Below are 26136 nucleotides of genomic sequence, written 5' to 3'. Positions count from 1 at the left end.
TTAAATAGGTTTCGGGAGCCCCAAGAAGTTCTCACAAAGAACAACTTGAAGAGTGGAAGGCACCCGGAATATATCATCATAAGGTAAAGCTCTTTGAAAAGGAGGATGCTGAGGATTACTTGGGGCTCTTTTTATTTTCCTCTTAAATCCAGGATTCCTTTACCTTTTTACTCGCCGTAAACCTCGGGCTTTAAAATACCAATGAAAGGAAGGTTGCGATATTTCTGCTCATAATCTAGCCCATATCCGACCACAAACACATCGGGTACATCAAAGCCTTTATAGTCTATGGGGATGTCGACTATCCGGCGGACGGATTTGTCCAGTAAAGCACAGACTTTAAGACTGGCTGGATGCCTTGATTGTAAATTACGGAGTAAATAATTGAGTGTCAATCCCGTATCGATGATATCCTCTACAACCAGTACATGTTTTTTATCAATGCTTTCTTCAAGATCTTTAATCAACTTTACAACACCAAGCGATTCCGTCGTAGAACCGTAGCTGGATATGGCCATGAAATCAACGGAAACGGGGATTGAAATATGACGTATTAGATCGGCTAAAAAAACCACTCCTCCCCTAAGTACACTTACCAATAGGAGATCTTTGCCTTTATAGTCCTTAGATATTTTTCCACCCAATTCTCTGACTTTCTTTTTGATGTCTTCCTCGGAAAATAAAACTTCTTCTATATCCTCAAACACGTTCTGTTTTCACCCCCATCGATTCCTACTTTTTCCCTTTGTCCTTCGTCTGCCCCTCGGGGAAATGCTTTTTATGTAACCCATACTTTAAAAGAAGATTGCGAAAATCCTTCTGATAGAAGATTTTAATGTTTATGTTCGGATATAACTCGCGCAGTCTCCTTACCTTTCTATTCTTTTTAGTTACCAACTTTTGACTCATGGTGGTTAACTCGATGTAAAGATCGAAATCTGGGAGGTAGAAGTCGGGGGTAAAACTCTGTATCACGTTTCCCTTCTTGTCCCATTCTATTGGAAAGGTCCTGGGCTCATAAAGCCATTTTATGCCATAAAAATCCAAAATCTTGGCACACTGTTTCTCGCTGGGATGCGCGAATTTTATCTCTTCTCTTTCCTTGTCTTCACCCCACCCATCCCCTTTTGGGACCTTTTCTTCCTTTGAAACTTCCATCGTTGCTCTTTTTGACTCCCGGATATAAACTACATTTATAATAATACCCATTTAGGGGTAATTATAGCAAAAAACTCATCACTCATCGATGATGGAGGAAGAAAAAATGGTTTGGAAGATTTGTCTTACCCACGCCATGTTGGGGGTATTGGGTTACGTTTGCTTCGGAATCGCCGCCCTAAGTGGCGGTATATATCTTGCCCTTCAAAGATTGGGTGATCGAGGCAGAATGCAACAAAATGGGCTTACCCTTGAGAAAATCCGCTCCGTACTCACCTGTATTTACCTTACTTTTGGCTTTCTTCTTCTAACTGGGGCGATTATTTCGGGATCTTTTAAAGCGAGGGCCTTCTGGGGAAGCAACTGGTTCTTGGATGCGAAAGCCATGGGCTCCCTAGTCCTATGGATTTACTACCTGATCACGAGCCTCACCGCAATACTCTCGGCGCTAAAGGAAAATAAGCGAGGAATTCTGTTGTCATCGGCTCTTTGCGTGATCGGTATCGTTCCTCTCTCACTAAACTTTCTGATTAACTACACAATTCACAGCCAGCATCACTATCTATAACCTTCACTTAAGCAGAGTGCGCATTCTCTTTCTAACATGTTGCCAGTGGGTTCCCCTCCAGTAATACCTGCCACAAACGGGGCATGCCACAAACTGATCTTGGGTTCTATATACATAGCTGGGTACCTGTCCCCTGGCCCTCTCCCTGGGCACTTCCTCCAAAGGAGAATTACACTCTACACAAAGCGGAGGGGAAAGCCTCTCGGTATCTAGGTTTAATTCTCTTATGAGCTGTCTCAACTGATTGTCCAATAAATCATCTTCTATGAATATCGCTCTCACCCGACTCTTCACTATCCTTCTCCTCATAAGACCCGTATCCCTCGTCAATAAAATTCTCCCCTGTTTCCTGGCAATTCGGATGAGTTCGATGTCATCAATGGATTTGAAATAAAGGGTATCATAGCCCATCAAGCGGAGCCATTTAGAAAGGCGGCCCAGCATTTGGTCGGCAATAAATTTATGCCTTTCGCCTTGAGGATCGAGATAATGACACAATAGCATTCCCTACAAATAATATCTGAGTGAGGCTAAAGTTCTGGGAAATAGCAGCGAAGAGTCTTTTGAAGCACCAATCTTTTGAATTCCTCAGATAATTTTACAAGCTCGGATAGCCTTTCGATGGTTCTTTCCCGACTCTCGGGACTTCTTTGCTTTAAGGTGGGCAGAAGAATCTGCTGAAAAAAGGATGCTTCTCGCTCGGCAAAATTTTCATACATGCGAAGGTGGCGAGGTTCGATACCATATCTGGAGAGACTTCGAGCAATCCGCATGATATTCACATCAAGAGAGCTGAAAATTCTCCCCTCCTCTGTCTGCTTTGGTTTCACAATTCCAAAACTTTCCAGATCCTTTATCTCATCGGTGGATAAACCAGCTAGCTGGGACACATCTTCGAGAGAAACTTGCGTTTCTTCGGGAAAAGGATAACACTCGGTCAGCGGGACTTCCTCAAATTCAGGCAAGGACTCTCCCTTATCCAATAATCTTAGTCTCTCCCTGATGACATCCAGAGGCAAGAATTTTTCCTTTTGCAGCCGGAGTATGGTCTCTAAGCGTTTGATATTCTCCTCCGAAAACTTACGATATCCCCCCTTGGTGCGCTCGGGTTTAATCAACCCTTCCTCTTCGAGATAGCGAACTTTACTGATAGAAAGACCTGGAAACCTATCTTTAAGTCTGGATACGACTTCACCTATGGTTATGTAATCTCTTTCCCTCTTTGCCATCGTTCCTCTCCCCTGCTCAATTATAAAGTTCCCCCCGTTAAAAAGATTAACTTAAACTTTCCAATCTGTAGCTCGTCACCGTGTTTAAGAAAGGCGCTTTCCACTCTCTTTCCATTGACATAGGTTCCATTGAGACTCCCGACATCAGTGATAATGATGCCATCGGGAGTTGTGGCGATTTTGGCATGTTTGCGAGAGACGGTGATGTCATTCAAAAAGATATCGCTTTGAGGATCTCTACCCAAGGTAATTTCCTTTGACTCTATAGGAAACCTTTGCCCCACAATGGGTCCTTTCTTAACCACCAACACGATTCTCTCCCCAGGTAATGGTTCCTCTTCTACTACAGCTTCCTCTTCTTCAGCTTCCTTAATGGGCGCAAAGGACATGGTACTATCAGCTTCCCGATGCTCTAATTCCGCACCACATCTTACACAAAATTTGGCCATATTCTCATTTTCCTGCCCACATTTACTGCAAAGCATATACAACTCCAAGCGATTAACCTTTCAATAATTTTCTATTTGGGAGTAAACTTTCCCTCCCTCTTGCCCAAATTTCTCTCACAAATTGTTGGCAGAGGAAAATTAATAGACATCTTTGGTATGCTTGAACCCTCTGGCCAAAATTTCTGCAAGGCGTTGAATGTCACTTCCAGAGATGACACTTTTACCAGCCTTGCACCTCTTCTTCAACCGCTCAACCAATTCAGCTCTCAATATATCTATCTTCCCATGTAAGATTCTACGCTGATAGGATAACCTTTCCTCCTTCTTATATAACTCGTTCAAAATTTGTTGGATTTCCTCATCGCTCTTTTTAGAAAGATTAGCCAAAGCATCTTCATCGGGTAAAGCCCTTTTCGATTTGCCTTCTTTCAAAACAGCTCCACCTCTTTTCCACGGCTTTTTGGGCGTTTTCTAAACAAAGTTTAACATATCAATCATCTTCTGCGCCAGGCTTTCCTCATAAGAGACCCTATGTATATAAAAAGCTTTTCGACAAAGGTTGGTTCAAAAATGGTTCTCTCGGTGACAAGGTCTGCTCTACCCAACTCATATCCATCTTGAATTACCCTTATCTCACCGATTTTTTGCCCCTTGGTGATGGGAAGTGAGACGGGTCGATCCACCTTGACCTCTGTCTTTAAACTTCGCGGTTGCTGCTTTACCAGAAAGGTCAAATCCCTTGAGGCGATTAAACTGAGTTTTCGATCCCCCCACATCGGCAGGAGTACCTGGGCATAGACCTTGCCTTTCCTCACCACCTTCTCCCGCCTAAAGGAATTGAATCCATACTCCAACAATTGCTGGCTATCATTGTAACAAGCCTCGCTGTTGAGAGCCCCCAATACCACGCAAATGAGTCTAATATTATCTTTGGTAGCTGAGGAAATAAGGCAATGACCAGCTTGTTTAGTGTAACCCGTTTTTATTCCATCGGCGTGAGGATACCTCCAAAGCAATTTATTGTGATTCTTCAATCGCCGGGGGTATTGATTGCCAGACCAGGGAATAGTGTAGTCCTTTGTGGAAACGATCTCGGCAAATTTGGCATCGAGTAGACCATATCTGGCAATCAAGGATAAATCATAGGCAGTTGCATAGTGATCATCGGAATGAAAACCATGAGGATTGGCAAAATGAGTATTGTGAGACCCAATGATTCTCGCCTTGCGATTCATGAGTTGCACAAAATTCTCGACGGTACCTCCCATGTACTCTGCCAAAGCCACCGCAGCATCGTTTGCCGACTCCAACATCATGCTATAGAGCAACTCTTCAACGGTTCTTCGCTCCCCTGCCGTAAGATAAATCTCGGATTCCCCAACATCCGATGCCTGCTGAGTAGTAGTCACCACATCCACTAACCTCCCATATTCTAGGATCAATATCGCGGTCATTATTTTGGTTGTGCTTGCCATGGGGCGTCTTTGGTGAGCATTTCGCTGCCATAAAATCTGCCCACTTTTCGCATCCACCAATATAGCAGAAGCAGCACTGATAGAGGGCTCAATCTGAGCTGCAACGGGGGATATTGAAAAAAGAAAAAAGATTATGGTCAATAAAAGGGTTAACGTTTTTCGCATTGTAATTAGAAAATTAAATCTACTTGGCAACCATCGATCTTTCAAGGATGAATCTTTCCGGGGCTAAAAACTTGATTTCTGCTTCCTTCTCTATTCTTTTGTATTTTTTATTTATTCTGTTAATTTCGTCGTGGGCGTGATCATTTCCTTGTTATAGGATATTACCCATATCCCAAAATGTCCAGCTCTTGGAAGGATAGCCAATAATTTATGGTCTTAAAGACGGCTATGAAAGCTGGAGCCCGCTTGAAGATCTCTTGTGATTCTCCAGTAGCTCCTTACTTTCTATCTTTTTATCAGCCAAAAAAAGGGGGAACTAAAGAGGTGAGACGATCATTTGGTTACGAACTTCGTTTTTCTTCTTCTGAAAGCTTCTCGATGAAACTTGAAAGCTCTCTTGAACGCTTTAGAGTGGCCCCTTTGTCGATCCTTAAATCAATGGATATTATGTCTCCCTCCCGACATCCTTTTGGAAGAGCTTTAAGAGGCCATAAAATGGACCTTTTCTCTAAAAGCAAAATAGCCATCTCGCCTTCGATGCGATCTACTACAGCTTTTATTTTCAATTTTATATTCTCCTTTGTGCCCTAGACATAATTCCAAAAAGTAAGGATAATACATTTTAATTTTGGTAATTTGATATTGTTTAGTGCTTAGTATTTTGAAACCTGTCCTGAGCTTGTCGAAGGATCAGAATTTAAATTTAAGAGAACCTATTTTGGTGAAATAAGAGCTTTCTTCGCTTCAGATGAATTAATGTCTAGGCTATATTCTCCTTTATAAAGTGAGAGTGAGATGCCCCAATTGATTCAAGACATATTCCCTAATTCTCCCCGCCTTTGGAATGTCCCCTACAATTCGACCCTCTTTTATTAGCGATTTTAAAAGGATATCCATCTTTCCGCCGCATGTGCAGCGTTCGACCTCACGTCCCACCGGAATCACCCTTGTGATGAAACAATCTCGGCAACGCAAAACATTTTTAGAACCCGACATCTTACCGCGCTTGGCAATGGCTTCACCCTCGATTTCGACGATATCGAAGGAAAAATCGACGACGGAGGCATTGCTGATGGCTGTCCCCACTCCATAAGCATCCGCGTAAGGATTGAATTCTGCTATTTTATGCTCATCTATGCCCCCGCTCACGAATATCTTGACATATTCGTATCCCCTGAGGTCTAACTCCCAACGAACCTCTTGAAGGATTTTTAAGAAATCCCCCCGACGAGACCGGGGTGTATCTAAACGGACAGCGAATAAATCCTTCCCCAAGACCTGGGCGGCTTTTACGGCGGCGAATTTCTCATCATTGAAAGTGTCGATGAGGGCCACTCTTTTCACCTGAGGATCGATGACCTCGTGAAAGGCTCGAAAAGTCTCTTCTTCACCACCGATGGTTAAAATGAGCGAATGGGACATGGTTCCAATGGGCTTCTCCCCTATTAATTTGGCACTTTCGGAAACGGCTACACCGTCACAGCCACCGATATAAGCATTTCTTTCAACCATGGGTGTTATGGCAGGGTGCATTCGCCTGGCTCCAAAGCTATAGACCTTCCTATCCCCGGCTGCCAGTTTACATCGAGCCGCTTTCGTGGCTACTCCCGATGCTTGGCACAGCAATCCCAAAAGTGAGGTTTCATACACCGCAAAGTCAAGATATTTCCCCTCGACGATCATCACCGGCTCTTCGGCATGAAACAGCGTGCCCTCGGGCATTGCCTCAACGTTGACTTTTAACCCCGAAAGAAGATGAACGGCTTCCTCAAGCCCGGCGAAAACGGCCCAATCCCAATCCTCCGGTAGGTCGGTGGCACGAACTTCCCCTTTGACCCATTTGTCGATATTTTTTGCTTTCAGGATTTGAACTCCGCGCTCGAAGTAAACATCGGTTATCTTCCCCGCCTTGATGATTTCCTCAGAAGCAATGTGAAATATTTTAAATCCCCCCTTTGATGGAAATCAGATAGCCTTTAAAAGTTCCCTTGCTTCCTCAAGAGATACGATCTTCACTCCCACACTTTGCAACCTTTCATCCATGGCCTTCCTTGTGGAAACTCCCTCTGAAACTATATCCACGGCTTTGGTTGCTTCGGAAACTAAATATACCTCAAAGCCCGCTTTGGTTCCATCACAAGCTGTACTACCAGCGCAAAAGTCGTAGGCGAGCCCAGTGACCACTAACCTTTCAACCTTTCGATCCTGGAGTAATCTTGTTAGATGGCTTTCCTCCCTAAACTCTGGAGCAAAGGCGGAATACTCAAAACTTCCCTTGCGAATGAGTATCTCGCCTCGATCAAAGTCTGGAAGAAGTTCCTCGACTATCTCCGCTCCTGGTGTGCCCGCTACGCAATGTAACGGCCAGGTTTCAAATTCAGGGTCGGGATTGAAATGAGCATCCACCGAATACACGACTGGGAGATCATTCCTCCGGGCCATCTCCAATAACTCCTTTATGATAGGAATGGTACTTTCCCCATCCTTAACGTATAGCTTTCCACCTGGTTTGGCAAAATCACATTGCATATCAATGATCAGTAAAGCGGTCCTGCCCATCATGGCCTCCTCCTTATATAAATAAAATCTAAGAGAACTTTATATCCACATTATAGGTGGGGTCATAAAACCATAAACCTGCTGCTCAGGGCCGCTTGCAGAGCGAGTGTGAGCGACAGCGTCGCCCCGACTCATCGAGGAGCAGCTGCGGCAAATTGACTTAGTGAAGTGGATGTCAATTCCTGCCTGCCGGCAGGCACGGTCGCACTGCAAGAATAAGAGCAGCCCAAAGCGAACCCGAAGCTCAAGGGCGGCCCTTTGAGCACTTTGCATTGAAAATTATGATCCATGTACGTCACATTATACATAGATTGAGCCTATTCCCCAATGATTTTTAGAATCAAATTTCTGTTACGAGGTCTAATATCGAAATCGACGAATACGATTTGCTGCCAATTACCCAGATTAAGCTCCTTATCGGTAAAAGGCACGGTTAAGGAAGGTCCCATAAGGGAAGCTCTCAGATGAGAATGGGCATTAGCATCTCCCCATTTAAGATTATGTCTATAATCTCTCCGGGGAATTAATTGCTCCATCACACCTTTGAAATCGCTGAGCAGTCCTGATTCGAATTCTATGGTAGTAAGGCCACCCGTTGCCCCCGGAACAAAGATGGTAATTATACCACTGGATACGGGAGAATTCTTTATCTCTCTTTGAACCCTTTCCGTAATATCTATGACATCGGTATTTCCCCCAGTTGAAAAGCTGATACTTTTGGTTATTACCATTTTTAACCCTCCACTGTCTTAAGTTGTCTCTTAAGATGGTTGGGGCGCCTCCATAGTTCCTACTCGGATCACGGCGGCTTTTGGTCTATAGCGACTTATAAACCTATCTTTCCTGACCACCACACTTTTTCTTCTTAACCGTTCGTATCACGGTGATCTCTTACCCTTCCACTCCCTCTCTTTAACAACCTGCTCTCCTTCAGGAAGGGTGGGATCCTCTTTATATTCTATGGGGTAGGGTTTAGATTGGTGAAAGGAGAAGCGATATACGAAATCTCTGTACCAAAAATCGGTACCAATGGCGACAGTTATAGTGCTTGGACTGCACCAGGTCTTTATCAGCAAATGGGCGAAGTATCATTGCGAAGAATGGCTTCAACCTGAGCGTTTTTGACCCCGATGCCGGCGTTTACGGGCTTTCTCTCAATTCCCCTCGCAATCCGCTCTACAACCGCACTTAAGGATCGACCATCCATGGAAAATTTCAGGGGTATCATCACTGGCTCATATGCCGATGGATTCGAGCGAAATCCGTTCTCTCCCCTATTCCCCCTTGATAGGAGCAATATAGTGATATTTAGGAGGGCTTAAAGCGGGTATTATAACTTTACTCTTCTTAATAATCCGAAAAGAAATACCCTCCAGGGAATCGAGAGCATCCTTTATCCCACCGGGTAAGGTCAAAGCCTGATAAAGAATCTCCGGATTCCCAATGGCTTTTATGGTATAAGGTGATTGAATCCTCTTACCATTCATTCCTATATATCCCTCTCTCTTTTCCAGAGCGGATCTTGCTACAACGCGCTGATCATTGATGGATATCCCCTCAGCACCCGCGGCCCTCAGCTCCTGTATAATCTCCAGAATGTCATGCTCGTTGAGAATACCCTCTTTATCAGTGATGAGAATCTGAATGCCATTTCCTTGCACCCTTGTCAATCCAGCAACAATCCTTAAATCCTCCAAATTCTTCGCAGCTTCATCGAGAATTGCCTGCTTATCAGCAGCCTCACGCCGATATTTATAGGATTGAATTCGCATACCGGTAACTTCCTTGTGCAATGCATCAATCTCCACATTTAGTTCCCCTATGATCTGTCCCAAATCTTGTTCTGAAAGTTCCATTAATTTGCGGCTTAGGGCTCCTTGCACCCTTAATTGAGTAACCAAAAGAAAACCGATGATGGCACAGATTATGGCGATGGTGATCTCCATCCTCTTACTCTGAATGCGCCGGAGGTGAAAGATGTTCATCTTCACTACTCCCAACCTCTGCTCTGGAAGATTAAACGCCTGATGAGGGCGAGATTCTGGAAAAGCCTGACTCCGAAAGCGACCACGGCGGCCAAATATAATGGAATTCCCAATCGATCGCCTATGTAGACAATGAATGCGGCCATTAATGTATTGCCAAAAAAACCCGACATGAAGAGTTTGTCATTGAATTTCCCCTCAAGACTTGCTCTTAAACCTCCAAAGGCACTATCCAGAGCCGCCAGAAGTGCTATGCCCAAGTATGGAACGTAAACCGATGGAATATCCACCCTCAGTACCAAGCCCAATAGGACACCTATGAGTAGACCCAAGATGGGTAAGAGATAGAGCCTTCCCAATTTAATCCTCTCCCTTTATGGCCCGAGCGTGCTCTACACGTAAACTCCCACTATAAGCTGGGATTTTGATATGTGATAAGGTTTTAATCTCAGCAATTAGACCAAAGGACTTCGCATAATCCCATAAAAGCTTCGATGCATCTTTGTTCTCCTGTAGAGCTCGGTAAAGTCGCTCAGAATTTCCAATGGCTCTAATCTTATAGGGTGTGGCGAGCCTCATGGAATTAACTAAAATGGTATTTCCCGCACAGCGAATGGCACTCGTGGAAACCAATCGCTGATTATTTATGGCGATGGCCTCAGCTCCACCATCCCAAAGGGCATTTACCACTATGCGTAGGTCATAGTCATGTATGATGTAATCGTTAGGATCCTCACCCGGAGGAACCTGTAAGGCATCGCCCAGAGTCACCTCCACACCCGGTCCCATAACAGCAGTTAAACCAGCAGCAAATTTCAATTCCTCCAATTCCTTTGTGAAAGAACCCAATATTCCTTCATGAGCCGCTGCTTCCTTCTCATAAGCTCGGAGTCGCTCTCTTAGCTTTCCTGTCTCCCTCTTTAGATTTTCCCTTTCTTTTTCCAACGACTTTATGACCTCAATGAGCTCAGTCTTTCGTGGACCTACTCGTTCACGGGTTCTTTGCTGGGCGTAGAAAGCCGTTGATAGTAAGAAACCCAAAATTAAACAGATTAGAATGGGAGAAAAAAACCGCCTCGCTTCATTCAACCATAATCGACCTCCGACTGCATAATTCAGTAACTACTGGATAGAGAAAGTGCATCGAATCACTCCAGCTGGAATGCATTTTTAAAAACGGCCGAGTAATCGCCGAGCATATTCTCTCAACTCGTAGAATTTTTCCTTGGTACGAGTCTCGATATAAACTCGAACTAAAGGTTCTGTTCCAGATGGACGGATTAATATCCAATCTCCTCCTTCGAATAAATACTTTACCCCATCTCTTGTCAGAACATTCTGCAGTTTTAAACTCCCTATGGAGAGGGGTGGGTTGGTCTTCAGTGTTTCAAGTAAATCTACTTTCTTATCTTGGGAATATTCAATATCCAGACGTTCGCTGAAAAAGTCTCCATATTCTGCACAAAGGCCTTCAAGTAACTCGGATAAGGGTCTTTCTTGATGGGCTACAATTTCCGCCACTAGGAGATCGGCAAGGATTCCATCCTTCTCGGGAATATGCCCCATTATACTTAATCCTCCGCTCTCTTCCCCACCAAGCACCACGGACTTTTCCCGCATAATTTGCCCGATGTACTTGAATCCGACCGGTGTCTCAACAACGTGCACACCAAATCTTCGAGCAATGACATCGAGCATATGCGTGGTCGCTATGGATCGAACAACTATCCCCTTCAAGCCCTTTTCTTTGAGCAAATGCAATCCCACAAGGGGCAACACCCGATTGGGAGAAAAGTAAACGCCGTTTGAGTCAATGACTCCAAACCTATCGCCATCCCCATCCAGAGCCAACCCAAGGTCTGCTTCTTCCTCCCTCACCAGAGATGATAATTCCCTTAAATTCTTTGAGGTTGGATCGGGTAGAGTACCACCAAAAAGTACATCTCGATAGTCGTGAATGGCGTGAACGCTGCAACCGGCCTCCTTAAAAACTTGAGCCATTATCCCTTGCCCTGTTCCATACATGGGATCCAAAACTACCTTAAGCTTTCCTCGCTTGAGGACTTCAAAATCGACCAAATTCTTTAAATGATCAATATACCTAGGGAAAGGATCTATGTAGTGAACGAGTGTGGACTCCAATGATGCCTGCAAAATTTTCCCCGATTCTTTAATCCGCTCGATGTTTTGCTCGATTTGTGAGGTGATCTTGGGAGTTGCGGGGCCAGCATATTCAGGAATGAATTTTATCCCATTGTATTCTGGAGGATTGTGACTGGCGGTGAGCATGATTGCTCCCGCAGTATCACATAGCTTGATGCAATACGCGGTAATGGGAGTAGGCATTGCTCCGCGAGCCAAATAAACGGGTATTTCATTACCCAGCAAGACTGAGGCACACGCAGAAGCAAATTCCTCGGCAAAGAACCTGGTATCGTGACCTATAACTAATCCCTTTTCGGGTTCACCCTCTCGCAAGATAAAATCGGCGATGGCTTGCGCTACCACCCTCACATTTTCCAAGGTGAAAGTGTCACACATAACCGCTCGCCAGCCATCGGTTCCAAACTTGATCCCTTTCAAACCCGAAATTTACCTCCAAGACTTCGAATTTTGACTAGGAGGAGACGCTGGAAATGAATTTGATATAATTCTCAACCTCAGCTTTAGCTCTCTTATCGGAATCAGCTTCGGCGTAGATTCTAAATACCGGCTCCTCTGGATCCGGAAGGATTAAAGCCCAGCGATCTGTATCAAAAATCTTTACTCCATCTAAAAGCTGTACTTGTTTACCCTTAGCTCGCTCCATCAATCGTCGCATAACCAGTCCCTTTAGCTCCCATGAGCAAAAAGTATTCTGGTGAGCCAAATAGCATTTGGGAAGATCGGCGACCAATTCCGATATTGGTTTGTCGGCCTTCGCAAGGAATTCTATAAGTTTGCAAAAGGTCACGATGGCATCATAGGACGGTAGGAATTGAGGGAAGATTAAACCCCCGCCTTGAGCACCCGCAAAGACTACGTCTTTCCTCAAAGCAGCCTCCATCAAAGCCCTGGCGCTTACCTTCGTTCTGATGACCTTCCGTCCATATTCGGCGGCAATATCCTCGACCACGCGGGAGACGGTGAGGGGAACCGCAATTTTTCCCTTCTTCCTTCCAAATTGGCAAATGAGACTCACAAAGAGATGAAGGAGATCATCATTGGAAATGGGTCTTCCCCTATCATCCACCACAAATACCTTTTCGCAAGCACTGTCGATGAGGATGCCGAAATCCGCCTTAAATACTCGAACCGTTCGACATAAATTCTTCAGATGCTGCTGAAATTCTTCACCGGAGATAGTGGTTTTGCTCTCGTCGGTATAGGCGTTTAAGGCAATGATGTCACAACCGAGCTTGCCTACAAGTGCAGGCATGGTCAAAGAAGAGCTCCCCCAAGCATAATCCACAACGACCTTGAATTTCGCATCTCTAATCAATTTTTTGTCGATCACTTTGAGTAGACCGTCTATATAATACTCGCTCGTACGAGCGGGGAAAGTGATTTCGCCAATCTCGTTGTAAAAGGCTCGCCTGAAGTCCTCCCTATAGAAATACTTTTCTATTCCCCGCTGGGTATTCTCATCAATGTCCATTCCTTGCGCGTCAAACAATTTAATTTCAATGGATTGAGGATCAAAGGGAGAAACCCTAATATGAACCCCGCCTACACACCGGCTAGTCCGGACATTGAATCGATTAATCGGAGTCGGAGCAACCCTCAAATCTCGGCAGTGAATACCCGTAGCATTGAGAGCAGCTACGATAGCCCTTTTAATCATTCGTGAGGCTCGGTTAGCATCTCTGCTCACCATCACGTGTGTGTCCTTCTTGAGAGAGGTTCCATAAGCCATTGCCAAACGCATTGCCAAATCAGGGGTGATATCTATATTGATCAGACCCGAGACACCATGCTTGCCAAAGAGGGTTCGCATCCCCCTCGTCTCCCAGATAATACTGGTATTAATGGTGGCTCCGGCGTCTACGGTTTTGAAAGGGTAAATCTTAACATCGTGATTTATGACAGCATCTTCCCCGATTCCGCATTCGTCTCCAATTATCACTCCGAGATCGAGTCGGGCTCCCTTCTTAATATCACAGCTCTTCCCAATCACACAACCATGAAGGTGAGCTTGAGGTCCAATGTATGAATTCTCCCAGATTATCGATCGATGGATGTGAGCATTGTTTCGGACCAGCACATTGTTCCCGATAACCGAATATTCTCTAATCTCAGCACCTGCTTCTATCTTGGCATGTTGACCTATAACCACGGGTCCTCTTATATCCACAGCTGGATGAATGAATGCTCCCTCGCCTACCCATATATCCCCTTCCATTCTAATCCCGGGGGGTTTAATATTCGCTTTTCCTCCCAAAATATCCCGATGGGCTTGCACATACTGCTGGGTATTACCGATATCGCACCAATATCCCTTAACAGTGCATCCATAGAGTGGTTCCCCATTTTTGAGGAGCAAAGGGAAAAGATCCTGACTAAAATCAAATATGGTATTTTCGGGAATATATTCGAAGATTTTGGGCTCGAGCACATAAATACCAGTATTTATGGTGTCGCTAAATACCTCACCCCAAGTGGGTTTTTCCAGAAAGCGCTGGATGCGCCCATCCTCATCGGTGATGACTACACCGAATTCCAGAGGATTCTCGACGCTCTTCAGGGCGATGGTAGCCATGGCCTTTTTGTTACGGTGAAACTCTATAATTTCCGTGAGATTAAAATCGGTGAGGACATCACCACTGACAACGATGAAAGTCTCATTCAAGTGCTCTTCGGCATTCTTTACACTTCCCGCGGTGCCCAAAGGGCTCTCTTCTATAGAGTAGCTTAAATTTACTCCCATATCGGTGCCCTCACCAAAATAATTCTTAATTAGTTGAGGAAGGAAGTGCAATGTGACCACGATATCCGTGATCTTATGCTTCTTAAGCAACTCTATCACGTGTTCCATCACCGGTTTATTCATGAAAGGAACCATGGGCTTAGGCTGGTTGCTCGTCAAAGGACGGAGTCTCGTTCCCTCTCCACCCGCCATTACCACTGCCTTCATCAAAACTCACCTTCTCCCACCGTAAATTACTCTTACAAGAATCAAATAACTATTTAAATAATCATGGTTAATGAACGTAATCCGTGACCCAAATTTCGGTTTTGTTGCGGCAACTGAGAAGCATCGATTTTACATTCTTCAAACCACTGATGAAGAAGTCCACTGAAGAAATGTCACCCCTGACTGAGCATCCTTAAACCCTTTTGGAGATAGTCAAAACCTGAAATTAAATATAAAACCAACCCCAGATAGAATAGCCAAATCCCCAATTCGAATTTGAGCAGTAGCAGGATGAATGAAACCATGAGAATGGCCGTTGCCATTTTCCCCAAATAAGTGATATCCACTCTTTTACACCGAGTCTTCAGCATGCGGTAACCAATGATCATGAGTGAATCTCTGCACACGAAAATCATCAATGCCCAAAATGGTGGTAAGGCATCTCTTATATAAAGGGCGATTATCACACTTAGAATGAATAATCTATCCGCAAGAGGATCGATCATGCGCCCAAAATCGGTAACCTCGTTCATGGAACGAGCAATGAAACCATCCAGCCAATCGGATAAGGACGCTAAAGTAAGAATTATGACCGCAAAAATATTATACTTCAAAGAGAAGATGAAATATAAGAGGGGAAGGATTAAAAATATACGAAAAATTGTTATTACATTGGCCACGTAACGCTTTTGAAACCGTATCACTCGATATGCTCGCGGGTAAAACCCTTTCTGATCAAACGCTTTCCGGCTTTCCACCCTGCCCCCAATACTACTCCCGAAAATCCCCGATGACATATCTTGTCCAGAGAATCCACGACATAATCTATTTGATCCGTTGAGACCAGTAAGGGTGGTAGGAACCTGATAACATTGGGGTTGTTTAAAGTATAGGCGGTAATGACGGAGTATTCATCCTTAAGCTCGCTGGCAACCAAGGATGCAGAGTATTTCCTAAAGAGGTCACTTAAAGCTCCCTTAAGAAACTTTGGCTGATCAAATTCCATCCCGATCATTAATCCTTTGCCCCTGACCTCTTTCACTATGGGATTTCGATTCTTTAAACTCTCCAACTTATTAAGGAAATATTCACCCTTATTTCCAGCTTCTTTGATTAGACGCCCTTTATCGCGACAGAGTAAATCTAGGGTGGCCAGGGCAGCCGCACAAGCCCATGCATTTCCGCCAAAGGTGGAAGTGTGAAGCAAACATCTTTCCATACTGCCGTAAGCCTTTTTCCATATTTCATCCGTGGTTATGTAAACACCGATTGGTACAGCTGCGCCGCTCAAGGCCTTTGCCAAACAAAGAATATCCGGTTCTACACCTTCATGTTCGCAGGCAAACATCGCTCCCGTGCGACCGAGACCGGTTTGAATCTCATCCAGTATAAGTAAAACATCGTACCCTCGGCACAACTTCTCCGACTCCTTCAAATAGCCCTCTGGAGGGAGGATAACCCCTCCCTCACCCTGGATGGGCTCGACTATGAAGGCAGCTACATCACCTCTCCTGAGCTTCTCACGTAAAGCTTCGGAATCACCATAGGGTATGCTCTCAAAATCCGGGAGTAGTGGCTCAAAGGGTGCCTGGTATTTTCCCCTGCCGGTTGCAGATAGGGCTCCCATAGTCTTCCCATGAAAGGAATTCTCGGTGTAGATTATCTTTTTACGGTGAGTAGCCGCTCTGGCCAGCTTCAAGGCTCCCTCCACAGCCTCTGCTCCGGAATTACAAAAGAAGGATTTCCTTAAACTCCCGGGGGTAATAAGGGCGAGATTTCGAGCCAATGCCGCAGTTAGAGGGGAAAGAGCGGCTTGAAAAAAATTTGGCTTCTCCTTGACTTTATATATTTCCTTTATTATTTCGGGGTGGTTATGTCCCAGGGCTGCAACTCCATACCCACATAAAAAGTCCAAATATGGTTTTCCATCGACGTAAACGGTGACCCCCTCAGCCTTGTCATAAACCTCGTCGAAGCCAACGAGTTCAAGTGTCAAACACAAATCGGGATTGATGTACTCCCTAAACCACCCCTTAACCTCGCTTTTTGAAGCATTTAAAGCATCGTCGATGGAAATCAAATTACCCCTAATAGGCATAGTCATTTCCTTTCAAACTTCTGTCTTATTTTAACCTATTTTAGCCCATTTTGGATGCTTTTGTTGCTTTTGTAAGGACCCCGCCTTCGGGGGCAAAATATGATGGAAGATGGAAAGAATTGAGGGTTCATGGACACCATTCACCGAGATATTTGACAATGTCTACCGTTTGACCTGAAGTTTTTGGGCACTTTGGACGTCTTTTCAAAGATATGTTGCATATCGCATGTCACATATTTCAGGAACTCTGTTAGAAAATTGTTAGAAAAAATAGGAAAAAACCAATTCTAATCCTTCTAGTACCCTGACCTAGTCGGGGCGAGCGGATTTGAACCGCCGACCCCCAGACCCCCAGTCTGGTGCGCTAACCAGGCTGCGCCACGCCCCGCTTCTATTTGGTCATTTATCGACCTCATTATATCTAAGGTAAAATCTCTATTCAAGGTGACCTGAATACGCTCTGAAATTTAGAAATCCCGAATTTTAATGATGAGCAGCCCAAATCTTTGCCAGTAAGGCAAATAATAAGAATGTAATTATCAGGACAACCACTACCCAAAAAAATTCCTCCATTTAAATTCCCCCCTCTTTTATCTCCTCGGTCGGTCCCCTCGACATGAGTTCCACGACACAATCGTGAGGATCCTTACCGAAGTAAATCACCTCTGCCACGCTTTTGGTTATGGGCATATCAACTTCATATTTTTGAGCGAGTTGATAAACGGCTTTCGCCGTGCGGATGCCCTCTGCAACCATCGTCGTCTCCTGCAGTATTTGGGATAAGCTCATTCCCCTGCCAAGCTTTTCACCTACAGCTCGATTCCTACTATGACGGCTGGTACAAGTGGCAATAAGATCGCCAACTCCTGAAAGCCCAGCGAAGGTTAAAGGTCGAGCACCTAAAGTCACACCCAAGCGAGTCATCTCCGCTAATCCCCTGGTCATCAGGGAAGCCTTGGTATTGTCACCGTAACCCAGACCATCGGATATCCCCGCCGCGATGGCAATTACATTTTTGGTGGCTCCACCGAGTTCAACCCCAACCACATCGGGATTGGTGTAGACTCTGAAATAAGGGGTCATGAACACTTCTTGGAGTTTTAAGGCTAAACCTTTATCAAAAGCTGAGACTACAGTAGCAGTGGGGATTTTCTGGGCAACCTCCTCCGCATGGTTTGGACCTGAAAGTACCCCGATGTTCACCTGAAAAGTGGATGAGAGTTCGCCTTGAATGACCTCTGACATTCGCATGAGGGTATCAACCTCAATTCCCTTCGTTAAGCTCACGATGAGTACATTGGATTTTAACTCATCTTTAAGCATTCGAATGATCGAACGCATGGCGTGAGAGGGCACAGCCAGGGCTACCATCTCCGCTTTTGAAAGAACTTCGGAGAGATCACCAGTAATATACAAATTTTTGGGAAGGAGGAGCTCGGGTAAATATCGAGGATTGCGTCGCAAACTTTGCATGGCTTCTACTAAATCTCCGTCTCTAGCCCATAAGCTAACTGAAAATCCCTTTTCTGCAAGAAGGGTGGAAATCGCCGTGCCCCAACTACCTGCACCAATAACTGCAATTTTCTCCATTATTTACCTTCCCTTTCCTGGGAACGAAACCCAAGCTTCAATTCCTCCCCAGCCAAAAGTCTCTTTATATTAGGTTTATGTTTATAGACGATTATGATGGTGGCGAGGATACTGAATAAAATATAGGGATAATTTCCAGCTTGAAAATAGAGCATCAAAAGAGGAAGGAGAAAAGCAATGGTTATCGAGGCTAGGGAGACATATCTGGTGCTGATCACAATCAAAAGCCAGATGAGAAAGAGAATACCCGCGACATTTGGCGCCAAAACGGTGAGAACCCCAGCACCGGTAGCCACTCCCTTTCCCCCCAAGAACTTCAGATAAATCGACCAACTATGACCTAAGATTGCGGCCATACCCGCAAGAACCACCACGGTGGCATCGGTCAACACAACTTGCTCATGGCTTCCCAGGAAGGTAGGTGCATTGGGAAAGAGATAACTGGCCAGAAGCAGGGAAAGGGCACCCTTTAGAAAGTCTCCGACGAGGACGAGCAAACCAGGCAGGGTACCCAAAACCCTAAAGACATTTGTGGCTCCAACATTTCCGCTCCCGAACTCTCGAATATCAATCCCGTAACCTATCTTTCCCATGATCAATCCGAAGGGAATGGATCCCAAAAGGTAACCGGCGACTATTGCCAAGATGCTTTTAACTATCGCCAACAATCTCGCTCACTTCTTTCTGAATTTAAGACGAAGTGGACAGCCATTAAATCCAAATATTTCCCTTATTTTGTTCCTCAAGTATCTCTGATAGGACGGATCGACGATTTCTGGACGATTCACGAAAAAGACAAAAACTGGTGGTTTTGTTCCCACCTGAGTTACATATGATATCTTAAGCTTCCTACCCCTCTTCGTGGGAACGTAGCCCTCTACACGCAATCGCTGTATGAAGTCATTTAATTTTGGGGTAGAGATCCTCTTCTTGTATTCATTGGCTATTATATCTAAATTTGGAAATATGTTCCCGATTCCCTCCCCCGTAAGGGCAGAAACGCAAAGCATTGGGGCATAATCCAAAAATCTAAACTTGTACTTTACATTAAGAATTAGATCCTCGGCAATTTCCTTTTTCACCAAATCCCACTTATTAAGGAGAATGATGCTCGCGCACCTACGACTCTCAGCGAGCTCCCCCACCTTTTGATCCTGCTCAGTTGCTCCCTCCAAGGCATCAAGAATGATCAGGGCTACATCCGCGACGTCCAAAGCCCTCAAGGCACGAACAAAGCCATAATACTCTATATCCTTTTTGATTCTCCCCTTTCGTCTCAAACCAGCTGTGTCAATGAATCGATATCGCTTGCCATCACGAACGAGAAGGGTATCGATAGCATCTCTGGTGGTTCCCGGTATCTCATTGACAATGGCTCTCTCCTGCCCCAACAATCTATTGAGGATCGATGATTTCCCAACATTTGGTCTCCCCACAATGGCGACGCTCAATTCCTCCCTTCTCTCCTCGATGGCTTTGGGAAGGAATTGAACAAGCTCATCGAGTAAATCTCCGATTCCCAAACCATGCATAGCCGAGATGGCCAAAGGTTCCCCCAACCCCAATTCATAGAACTGGTATTTAGCCTCATCTCGGGTAAGATCATCAACCTTGTTCACCACCAATAATACGGGCTTATTTGAGGTCCTTAAAATATTGGCGATCTCCTTATCATCGGGGAGTAACCCACTGAGTCCATCGACCACAAAGATAATGGCATCGGCTTCCTCCATAGCGAGAAGGGCTTGCTTAACCACCGCTTCCGACATGGGGAGAGATTTCGTAAAATCAAGTCCCCCCGTATCGATGAGGGTAAAGGATCTTCCCCGCCAGTCGGCTTGAATATAATTTCTATCCCTAGTTACGCCGGGCACCTTATCTACGATCGCCTCGGAGCTCACTGCAATCCTGTTTACCAGCATGGATTTTCCCACATTCGCTCTTCCCACGATTGCCACCAAAGGTAACATATTCTTTACCTTCCTCGCTCCATTCAATTAATTTTCTAACGAACCATGAACCGCGACTGGGTGCGGTTAAAAGCGAGATATCATCGAGAAATTTGTGAGAGCTTGTCGACTACTTCTCTTAATATCCAGTCCGGAGTGGACGCTCCAGCGGTGACCCCAACATGAGAGTTTGTTTCAAACCAGGCGGGATTGAGCTCCTTAGCGGTTTCGATATGATGAGTTTGGGGATTTGTCTGCCGACAGATATGTGCCAGTCGTGAAGTATTGGCGCTGTTTTTGCCACCCACAATGAGCATGATATCCACGCGCTTTGCCAGTTCCTTAGCAACGGCTTGTCTCCTGCTCGTAGCATCACAAATGGTATTGTACACTTTAATCTCAGTCGCCCTCGTGAGCAATTCACCGACGACAAGTTTTAAATTCTCCTCGGATTGAGTGGTTTGGACCACCACCCCAATCTTCTTTTTGCCCGTAAGGGATTCGAGATCGCTTGGTTTTTCCGCAACCAAAGCCTTGCCACTGGCATGAGCCAAAATTCCAATGACTTCCGGATGATCCCGCTCACCCACTATCACCAATTCATATCCTTCCCTGACCAACTTTGAAGCTCGCTGTTGGGCCTTTTTAACGAAAGGACATGTGGCATCGACAATATGGATGCCTTTTTTCTTCGCCTCCGTAATAATTTGAGGATCAACTCCATGAGACCGAATGATCATGGTCCCCTCTCCAATCTCACTTAGATTAGACGCGGGATATATCCCCTGCTCTTTCAAGGATTTAACCACCTGGGGATTATGGATGATCGGACCAAGAGTATAAATGGGCTTGGGGTAAGTACGAGTAGCCTGCCTCGCAAGCTTAAGAGCCCGCTCCACTCCATAGCAATAACCTGCGTGTTCCGCCAATTCAATCCTCATCCTAAATTCCCTTCCATCAAACCAGCAATGTGGCTCATTATGCGATCGGTCATATCTAAAATGCTTTCCTTAACCTTGAGTTCACCCTTATTTGCAAATATGGGTTTCCCTATCACCGCTCTGATTCGAGGGAATCTTGGAATATATTTTCCCTCGGGAAGGATCTTATCGGTTCCAATGATGGCGATGGGGATCACCGGGACTCCGGTCTTAAGCGCCAGGATCGCCACTCCACTATGAGCGGGACCCAACTTCCCGCGATGGCGCGTTCCCTCAGGGAAGAGTCCCACAACTTTTCCCCTTAGAAGGAGCTCAAGAGCCATTTGAAATGCCTTTTTATCGGATTTACCTCTACGCACGGGAAAAGCATTTAGCTCCCTTATAAGCCAATTCAAAATGGGGATTTTGAATAGCTCCTCCTTGGCCATAAAATAAATCCTTCTGGGATAAGCAGCTAAACCAAGGACGATGGGATCAACATAACTCATGTGGTTGGCAGCGATGATGAACGGTTTCGTTTTTAGAAGATTTTCCTTCCCGGATACGGAGAATCGATATAATAGCTTGAATAAAATTATAAATACCACATAAGCAAGGTTATAAAGCAATGCAATTTCTCCCCTCTTTTGAGAGGTATTTAGCTCAGGAGCTCTGTATCACTCCCTCACTTCTTCACCTCTTCTCTTCCTTCGATATACCCAAGGATTTCATCGACCACCTGATCGATGCTTTTTCCCGTGGTATCAATCAAGAGAGCATCGGGTGCTTTCGACAGCGGGCTCGCCGGCCTAGTGCTATCAATTTTGTCCCTGGTAATGATCTCCCGCTCCACTAAAGTTATATCCACCTTATGCCCCTTCTCCTCCAGTTCCTTTTTCCTTCTCCTCGCCCTCTCGCTGGGAAAAGCGGTTAAAAATATCTTTACTTCTGCATCGGGAAAAACAACCGTTCCTATATCGCGCCCCTCCACCACGGCGTCCTTTATGGCTAACGCGCGCTGCTCCTCAACCATAACCCGCCTTACCTCGGGTACCCTGGAGACGATGGATACCGCACCGCCTACCTTCGGAGAGCGAATGTCTTCGGTCACATTGATATCATCGACGAATATCCTTTCCTCAATTCCTTCCTTTGGTCTGACGAAACGAATTTTCACCTGCTTGGCTAAAGCCACCAAGGCTTCCTCATCAAAAATATCGATCCTTTCCTGGAGAGACTTCCAGGTTAGAGCACGATACATGGCTCCGGTATCTATATACCTAAACCCAAGTTTTTGAGCGATTCGCTTGGCCACGGAGCTCTTTCCAGATGCAGCCGGACCATCAATAGCTATGATCATCTCACTCCCTCGACTCAATTATATAGCCGCTCATGGGACGTGTCATCGGAAAACTATGACGTATCTGGGTATCTGTGATGAGAGATTGCATTGAGATTAACCGGCTTTGTAGTCAAGGATTAGCAAATTAAATCCCTCAGAGCTTTTTCAAAGCCAGGGAAGGAGATATCGATGCACTCTGAACCTTCAATGATGGTAGTGCCTTCAGCGACCAAACCGGCTATACTCAAGGCCATAGCCATCCTGTGATCACCGTAACTCCTGCATACAGTCCCTTTAAGCTTCGTGGGTCCCTTGACGATGAATCCATCTTCAAGCTCTTCAATATCCGCTCCCAGCTTCCTTAAGTTTGTGCAGGTAGCTGAGATCCTGTCGGTCTCCTTTACCCGCAACTCCTGCGCATCTTTAACCACGGTTATACCCTCCGCCTGCGTTGCAGCCACTGCTAGAACCGGAAGTTCATCTACAAGTCTGGGAATTATCTCCCCACCAATGGTTACCCCGGAGAGTTTACTGGATTTAACCAGGATATCAGCACGAGGTTCGTCGCTCTTTACGCAAAAATCCTCTAGCTCAATGTGCGCCCCCATCTTTTTTAATACCTCTAACGCTCCAGTTCGAGTGGGATTAACTCCCACATCCTTGATTATCAACTCGGATTGAGGAGTGATTAGGGCACCTACGATCAAGAAGGCGGTGGATGATACATCACCTGGGATACTGATCTCACCGGACTCAAGAGAGCTCTGACCCGTGATTGAGTAAGACGTCCCCCTTATATTGATGTCAGCTCCCAGGAATTTTAACATTCGCTCCGTGTGATCCCTCGATTGGTGGGGCTCTGTAATAATGGTTTTCCCTTCAGCGAGAAGACCAGCAAGTAAGAGACAGGTCTTAACCTGGGCGCTTGAAATGGGCATGGTATAAGTAATCCCGTGAAGGGACCGACCTAAAATGGCGATGGGAGCATAACCATCATTCCTCGCCCATATTTGGGCACCCATCTGGCGTAGAGGATCCACCACCCTATCCATGGGTCTTCTTCTTATCGATTGATCTCCAGTAAGCACCGAAAAGAAATTTTGACCAGCTAGAACACCCGGAAGAACACGCAAGGTTGTGCCCGAGTTTCCCACATTTAGAACATCTTGAGGCTCTTTTAAACCGTGGAGACCCACTCCATGAATGATTAGACTGCCTGGTTTGAGAATCTCCACCCTAACATCGAGAGCTTGGATGCACGCCAATGTGGAAAGACAATCAGCAGCTGAAAGGAAATTCAGGATGGAGGTCTTTCCCGAAGTCAAAGAGCCGATTATAAGAGCTCGATGAGAGATGGATTTGTCCCCGGGTACCTTAATTACCCCTCGAAGACCACTTATCTTCGCTATTTTTAACTCCATTGCTACCTCTTAAATTCAACTATAAGCTAACCTTTTCATAATCCTTAATCCTGATCTCAACGCACTTCCCTATTATAAAGGCTTCCTATCGAAACCTCGTAGCCTTTCGCACGGAGAGCTTCAGCAGCCTTTGAGGAATTTTCATCCCCGGCGATGACCAATTTTAAAATCCCCGAATGCTCGGTTGAGGGAACGATTTCGATATTTTCAATATTTATGCCCATGCCACCGATCGTCACCGTAATGTCACTTATCACTCCCGGCTTGTCGATCACGGGTATGGATAACTCGCGAAGTTGTGTAAGATCCTTGTATACGAGGGAGGGAAGACCCAGCCTGGTTCTACGGGCTTCTTCAAGCTTTTTAACCAGACCATCGCGATCCCTCTTTTTGATGAACCTTGAGAAATCCTCAAGTTCCCGCCAAAACTCCTCTAAGGCTTCTAGAATTGCGGCATCATTTTCCAAACAAATATCGGACCAAATCTCGGGGCTACTCGCAGCGATTCGGGTCATATCCCGAAAGCCCCCTGCGGCTAGTAGAAGAGGATTTTCCGTCTCGGTGGTCTGCTTAAGGGCAAAATCCACCAAGGTCGCTGAGAGAATATGGGGTAAGTGGCTGACGGTTGCCAATATTTTATCGTGTTTATCGGGATCTATGGCCAAAACCAAGGCACCTATTTTTGTTAACAGGGAATGCAGGTGTTGAAAAGCCTTCATATTGGTGCGAGGAGTGGGGGTTAAAAGATAATGGGCATTCTTGAATAAAGAAGCACTGGCAGCTTGAACTCCTACCCTTTCGGAACCCGTCATGGGATGACCGCCGATAAAATGAAGATACTTAGGGAGAAATGCTTCCACACCGTGAACGATGTTTGCTTTGGTGCTCCCCACATCCGTTATAATGGTTCCCGATTCAAGATGGGGATAAATCTTTCGAACGATGTCCACGATGGACCCCACAGGTGTGGCTATAAAGATGATATTTGCATTCTTTACGCCCTCAATGTAGGAAGTCGTGCCCTTATCTATGGCTCCAACCTCAAGAGCTCGCATTATCGTTTTCTTATGTCGCGCAACTCCCACAATGGGGGGCGGTTCAGAAAGATTCTTAAAGGCTAAACCGAGGGAACCACCGATTAAACCCACGCCGATAATGGTAATTTGAAGATTATTCATCCTCAATCAGACCTTCATCTTTTTTCCCAAAATCTTGGCTAAAGGCTTAATTTTTCTCATCATATTGTTAAAGGCATCAAAGGTTAGAGACTGAGATCCGTCACACAATGCTTCCTCCGGATGGGGATGGACTTCGACCATGATCCCATCGGCACCCACAGCTAAAGCCGCCAGGCTTAAGGGTTCTATCAAATCGCTTCTTCCAGTGGCATGGCTTGGATCCACCACCACAGGTAAATGGCTCAAATCCTTTATTACAGGAACGGCGCTCAAATCCAAGGTATTCCGGGTATAGGTTTCAAAAGTTCTGATTCCTCTCTCACAGAGCACAACATTTTCGTTGCCGGCTCTCATGATATATTCGGCGGCCATTAAAAATTCATCTATGGTATTGCTAAAACCTTTCTTTAAAAGCACGGGTTTAGGCGCTGCACCAACGGCTTTGAGGAGGAGGAAATTTTGCATATTGCGGGCTCCTATTTGGAGCATATCCGCATAATCGGCGACCAAATCCACATCCCGTGTATCCATAACCTCCGTGACCACCGGCAAACCCGTTTCCCTCCTCGCTTCGGCGAGGATTTTTAAACCCTCCTTGCCCAATCCTTGGAAACTGTAGGGTGAGGTGCGTGGCTTAAAAGCTCCTCCACGAAGTATGGAAGCCCCCGCCCTCTTTACCGCCTTGGCAGTGGTAAGAACCTGCTCTTCTGTCTCCACTGAGCAAGGACCAGCAATGACGGTAAAATATCCACCCCCGATGACCGCGTCCTTCAGTTTAACCACCGTATCTTCCGGTTTAACCTCCCTGTTCACCAATTTATAGGGTTTTAACACCCGCATAACTTTTTCTACACCGGGATATACGGTAAGGGGCAGAGTCGCCGCTTGCTCCACATCTCCGATTACGAGAATAACAGTTCGGAATTTACCTCGGGAA

The 26136-nt window shown here is 45.5% G+C and carries 29 protein-coding genes and 1 tRNA gene; 1 reads left to right on the top strand and 29 read right to left on the bottom strand.

Features of this window, described 5'->3' with window-relative positions:
• Positions 1-167 precede the first annotated feature (167 nt).
• Both hpt and AB1466_02135 read right to left on the bottom strand, forming a co-directional pair.
• Entirely contained in the window at positions 168-707 is a 540-nt protein-coding gene (hpt, locus tag AB1466_02140) for a hypoxanthine phosphoribosyltransferase (protein ID MEW6188902.1), read from the bottom strand.
• Between the two features lie 25 nt (positions 708-732).
• The gene (locus AB1466_02135; protein ID MEW6188901.1) at positions 733-1158 is read right to left on the bottom strand and encodes a hypothetical protein; all 426 of its coding nucleotides are present in this window, start codon (positions 1156-1158) and stop codon (positions 733-735) included.
• A 106-nt stretch (positions 1159-1264) separates the two neighbouring features.
• Between AB1466_02135 and ccsA the strand changes: the two genes are divergently transcribed.
• Entirely contained in the window at positions 1265-1726 is a 462-nt protein-coding gene (ccsA, locus tag AB1466_02130) for a cytochrome c biogenesis protein CcsA (GenBank protein MEW6188900.1), read from the top strand.
• A gap of 3 nt (positions 1727-1729) precedes the next feature.
• On the opposite strand, the gene AB1466_02125 is transcribed toward ccsA, so the two are convergent.
• The 27 genes from AB1466_02125 to aroF form a co-directional block, all read right to left on the bottom strand.
• Entirely contained in the window at positions 1730-2230 is a 501-nt protein-coding gene (locus AB1466_02125) for a Mut7-C RNAse domain-containing protein (GenBank protein ID MEW6188899.1), read from the bottom strand.
• A 26-nt stretch (positions 2231-2256) separates the two neighbouring features.
• Positions 2257-2955, bottom strand: a complete 699-nt coding sequence (locus tag AB1466_02120) for a MerR family transcriptional regulator (protein MEW6188898.1) — start codon at positions 2953-2955, stop codon at positions 2257-2259.
• Positions 2956-2975: 20 nt separating this feature from the next.
• Complete coding sequence (locus AB1466_02115; GenBank protein MEW6188897.1) at positions 2976-3440, bottom strand: FHA domain-containing protein; 465 nt, start codon at positions 3438-3440, stop codon at positions 2976-2978.
• Positions 3441-3542: 102 nt separating this feature from the next.
• On the bottom strand, positions 3543-3836 hold the full coding sequence (locus tag AB1466_02110) for a hypothetical protein (protein ID MEW6188896.1): 294 nt from the start codon (positions 3834-3836) through the stop codon (positions 3543-3545).
• A gap of 62 nt (positions 3837-3898) precedes the next feature.
• Entirely contained in the window at positions 3899-5044 is a 1146-nt protein-coding gene (locus AB1466_02105; GenBank protein ID MEW6188895.1) for a D-alanyl-D-alanine carboxypeptidase family protein, read from the bottom strand.
• 341 nt (positions 5045-5385) lie between these two features.
• Positions 5386-5610 (bottom strand): DUF3006 domain-containing protein, encoded by a 225-nt coding sequence (locus AB1466_02100; protein MEW6188894.1) that lies wholly within the window; start codon positions 5608-5610, stop codon positions 5386-5388.
• Between the two features lie 211 nt (positions 5611-5821).
• Complete coding sequence (locus AB1466_02095; protein MEW6188893.1) at positions 5822-6976, bottom strand: nicotinate phosphoribosyltransferase; 1155 nt, start codon at positions 6974-6976, stop codon at positions 5822-5824.
• Positions 6977-7009: 33 nt separating this feature from the next.
• Positions 7010-7606, bottom strand: coding sequence for an isochorismatase family cysteine hydrolase (locus AB1466_02090; GenBank protein MEW6188892.1), 597 nt, complete (start codon positions 7604-7606; stop codon positions 7010-7012).
• Positions 7607-7920: 314 nt separating this feature from the next.
• Positions 7921-8334 (bottom strand): secondary thiamine-phosphate synthase enzyme YjbQ, encoded by a 414-nt coding sequence (locus AB1466_02085; protein ID MEW6188891.1) that lies wholly within the window; start codon positions 8332-8334, stop codon positions 7921-7923.
• A gap of 338 nt (positions 8335-8672) precedes the next feature.
• The gene (locus tag AB1466_02080; GenBank protein MEW6188890.1) at positions 8673-8831 is read right to left on the bottom strand and encodes a hypothetical protein; all 159 of its coding nucleotides are present in this window, start codon (positions 8829-8831) and stop codon (positions 8673-8675) included.
• A gap of 46 nt (positions 8832-8877) precedes the next feature.
• Positions 8878-9588, bottom strand: coding sequence for a DUF881 domain-containing protein (locus AB1466_02075; GenBank protein MEW6188889.1), 711 nt, complete (start codon positions 9586-9588; stop codon positions 8878-8880).
• A 5-nt stretch (positions 9589-9593) separates the two neighbouring features.
• The gene (locus AB1466_02070) at positions 9594-9947 is read right to left on the bottom strand and encodes a small basic family protein (GenBank protein ID MEW6188888.1); all 354 of its coding nucleotides are present in this window, start codon (positions 9945-9947) and stop codon (positions 9594-9596) included.
• Between the two features lies 1 nt (position 9948).
• Positions 9949-10677 (bottom strand): DUF881 domain-containing protein, encoded by a 729-nt coding sequence (locus tag AB1466_02065; protein MEW6188887.1) that lies wholly within the window; start codon positions 10675-10677, stop codon positions 9949-9951.
• A gap of 81 nt (positions 10678-10758) precedes the next feature.
• Positions 10759-12171 (bottom strand): phosphoglucomutase/phosphomannomutase family protein, encoded by a 1413-nt coding sequence (locus tag AB1466_02060; protein ID MEW6188886.1) that lies wholly within the window; start codon positions 12169-12171, stop codon positions 10759-10761.
• Positions 12172-12205: 34 nt separating this feature from the next.
• Positions 12206-14701, bottom strand: coding sequence for a mannose-1-phosphate guanyltransferase (locus AB1466_02055; protein ID MEW6188885.1), 2496 nt, complete (start codon positions 14699-14701; stop codon positions 12206-12208).
• A gap of 173 nt (positions 14702-14874) precedes the next feature.
• Positions 14875-15405 carry a CDP-alcohol phosphatidyltransferase family protein gene (locus AB1466_02050; GenBank protein MEW6188884.1) on the bottom strand — a complete coding sequence of 177 codons (531 nt, stop codon included), beginning with the start codon at positions 15403-15405 and terminating at the stop codon, positions 14875-14877.
• Positions 15402-16799 (bottom strand): aspartate aminotransferase family protein, encoded by a 1398-nt coding sequence (locus AB1466_02045; protein ID MEW6188883.1) that lies wholly within the window; start codon positions 16797-16799, stop codon positions 15402-15404. The genes AB1466_02050 and AB1466_02045 overlap by 4 nt, the downstream gene beginning before the upstream one ends.
• Before the next feature lie 313 nt (positions 16800-17112).
• Positions 17113-17187, bottom strand: a tRNA-Pro gene (locus AB1466_02040).
• A gap of 185 nt (positions 17188-17372) precedes the next feature.
• On the bottom strand, positions 17373-18389 hold the full coding sequence (locus AB1466_02035; GenBank protein ID MEW6188882.1) for an NAD(P)H-dependent glycerol-3-phosphate dehydrogenase: 1017 nt from the start codon (positions 18387-18389) through the stop codon (positions 17373-17375).
• Positions 18389-19054 (bottom strand): glycerol-3-phosphate 1-O-acyltransferase PlsY, encoded by a 666-nt coding sequence (gene plsY / locus AB1466_02030; protein MEW6188881.1) that lies wholly within the window; start codon positions 19052-19054, stop codon positions 18389-18391. Before plsY ends, AB1466_02035 begins: the two co-directional genes overlap by 1 nt.
• 9 nt (positions 19055-19063) lie before the next feature.
• Positions 19064-20359: a ribosome biogenesis GTPase Der gene (gene der / locus AB1466_02025; GenBank protein MEW6188880.1), complete on the bottom strand. Its 1296-nt coding sequence runs from the start codon at positions 20357-20359 to the stop codon at positions 19064-19066.
• Between the two features lie 80 nt (positions 20360-20439).
• A complete protein-coding gene (locus tag AB1466_02020) occupies positions 20440-21279 on the bottom strand; it encodes a 4-hydroxy-3-methylbut-2-enyl diphosphate reductase (protein ID MEW6188879.1) in 840 nt (279 codons plus the stop codon).
• Positions 21276-21887, bottom strand: coding sequence for a lysophospholipid acyltransferase family protein (locus tag AB1466_02015; GenBank protein ID MEW6188878.1), 612 nt, complete (start codon positions 21885-21887; stop codon positions 21276-21278). Before AB1466_02015 ends, AB1466_02020 begins: the two co-directional genes overlap by 4 nt.
• A gap of 56 nt (positions 21888-21943) precedes the next feature.
• Entirely contained in the window at positions 21944-22618 is a 675-nt protein-coding gene (gene cmk / locus AB1466_02010; GenBank protein ID MEW6188877.1) for a (d)CMP kinase, read from the bottom strand.
• Positions 22619-22737: 119 nt separating this feature from the next.
• A complete protein-coding gene (gene aroA, locus AB1466_02005) occupies positions 22738-24021 on the bottom strand; it encodes a 3-phosphoshikimate 1-carboxyvinyltransferase (GenBank protein MEW6188876.1) in 1284 nt (427 codons plus the stop codon).
• Positions 24022-24077: 56 nt separating this feature from the next.
• The gene (locus tag AB1466_02000) at positions 24078-25199 is read right to left on the bottom strand and encodes a prephenate dehydrogenase (GenBank protein MEW6188875.1); all 1122 of its coding nucleotides are present in this window, start codon (positions 25197-25199) and stop codon (positions 24078-24080) included.
• 6 nt (positions 25200-25205) lie between these two features.
• Positions 25206-26136, bottom strand: a 931-nt coding sequence (gene aroF / locus AB1466_01995; GenBank protein ID MEW6188874.1) for a 3-deoxy-7-phosphoheptulonate synthase, incomplete at its 5' end; no start/stop codon positions are given.

Source organism: Actinomycetota bacterium (genome assembly GCA_040755895.1).
Lineage (GTDB): Bacteria > Actinomycetota > Aquicultoria > Subteraquimicrobiales > Subteraquimicrobiaceae > Subteraquimicrobium.
This window is presented reverse-complemented; position numbering and strand designations above follow the sequence as displayed.

Excerpts from the sequence above, each read along its gene's own strand:
- AB1466_02135 (MEW6188901.1), bottom strand. The coding sequence starts at position 1,158 with ATGGAAGTTTCAAAGGAAGAAAAGGTCCCAAAAGGGGATGGGTGGGGT.
- ccsA (MEW6188900.1), top strand. The coding sequence starts at position 1,265 with ATGGTTTGGAAGATTTGTCTTACCCACGCCATGTTGGGGGTATTGGGT.
- AB1466_02125 (MEW6188899.1), bottom strand. The coding sequence starts at position 2,230 with ATGCTATTGTGTCATTATCTCGATCCTCAAGGCGAAAGGCATAAATTT.
- AB1466_02120 (MEW6188898.1), bottom strand. The coding sequence starts at position 2,955 with ATGGCAAAGAGGGAAAGAGATTACATAACCATAGGTGAAGTCGTATCC.
- AB1466_02115 (MEW6188897.1), bottom strand. The coding sequence starts at position 3,440 with ATGCTTTGCAGTAAATGTGGGCAGGAAAATGAGAATATGGCCAAATTT.
- AB1466_02105 (MEW6188895.1), bottom strand. The coding sequence starts at position 5,044 with ATGCGAAAAACGTTAACCCTTTTATTGACCATAATCTTTTTTCTTTTT.
- AB1466_02090 (MEW6188892.1), bottom strand. The coding sequence starts at position 7,606 with ATGATGGGCAGGACCGCTTTACTGATCATTGATATGCAATGTGATTTT.
- AB1466_02085 (MEW6188891.1), bottom strand. The coding sequence starts at position 8,334 with ATGGTAATAACCAAAAGTATCAGCTTTTCAACTGGGGGAAATACCGAT.
- AB1466_02080 (MEW6188890.1), bottom strand. The coding sequence starts at position 8,831 with ATGATACCCCTGAAATTTTCCATGGATGGTCGATCCTTAAGTGCGGTT.
- AB1466_02075 (MEW6188889.1), bottom strand. The coding sequence starts at position 9,588 with ATGAACATCTTTCACCTCCGGCGCATTCAGAGTAAGAGGATGGAGATC.
- AB1466_02055 (MEW6188885.1), bottom strand. The coding sequence starts at position 14,701 with ATGAAGGCAGTGGTAATGGCGGGTGGAGAGGGAACGAGACTCCGTCCT.
- AB1466_02045 (MEW6188883.1), bottom strand. The coding sequence starts at position 16,799 with ATGCCTATTAGGGGTAATTTGATTTCCATCGACGATGCTTTAAATGCT.
- AB1466_02035 (MEW6188882.1), bottom strand. The coding sequence starts at position 18,389 with ATGGAGAAAATTGCAGTTATTGGTGCAGGTAGTTGGGGCACGGCGATT.
- der (MEW6188880.1), bottom strand. The coding sequence starts at position 20,359 with ATGTTACCTTTGGTGGCAATCGTGGGAAGAGCGAATGTGGGAAAATCC.
- AB1466_02020 (MEW6188879.1), bottom strand. The coding sequence starts at position 21,279 with ATGAGGATTGAATTGGCGGAACACGCAGGTTATTGCTATGGAGTGGAG.
- cmk (MEW6188877.1), bottom strand. The coding sequence starts at position 22,618 with ATGATCATAGCTATTGATGGTCCGGCTGCATCTGGAAAGAGCTCCGTG.
- aroA (MEW6188876.1), bottom strand. The coding sequence starts at position 24,021 with ATGGAGTTAAAAATAGCGAAGATAAGTGGTCTTCGAGGGGTAATTAAG.
- AB1466_02000 (MEW6188875.1), bottom strand. The coding sequence starts at position 25,199 with ATGAATAATCTTCAAATTACCATTATCGGCGTGGGTTTAATCGGTGGT.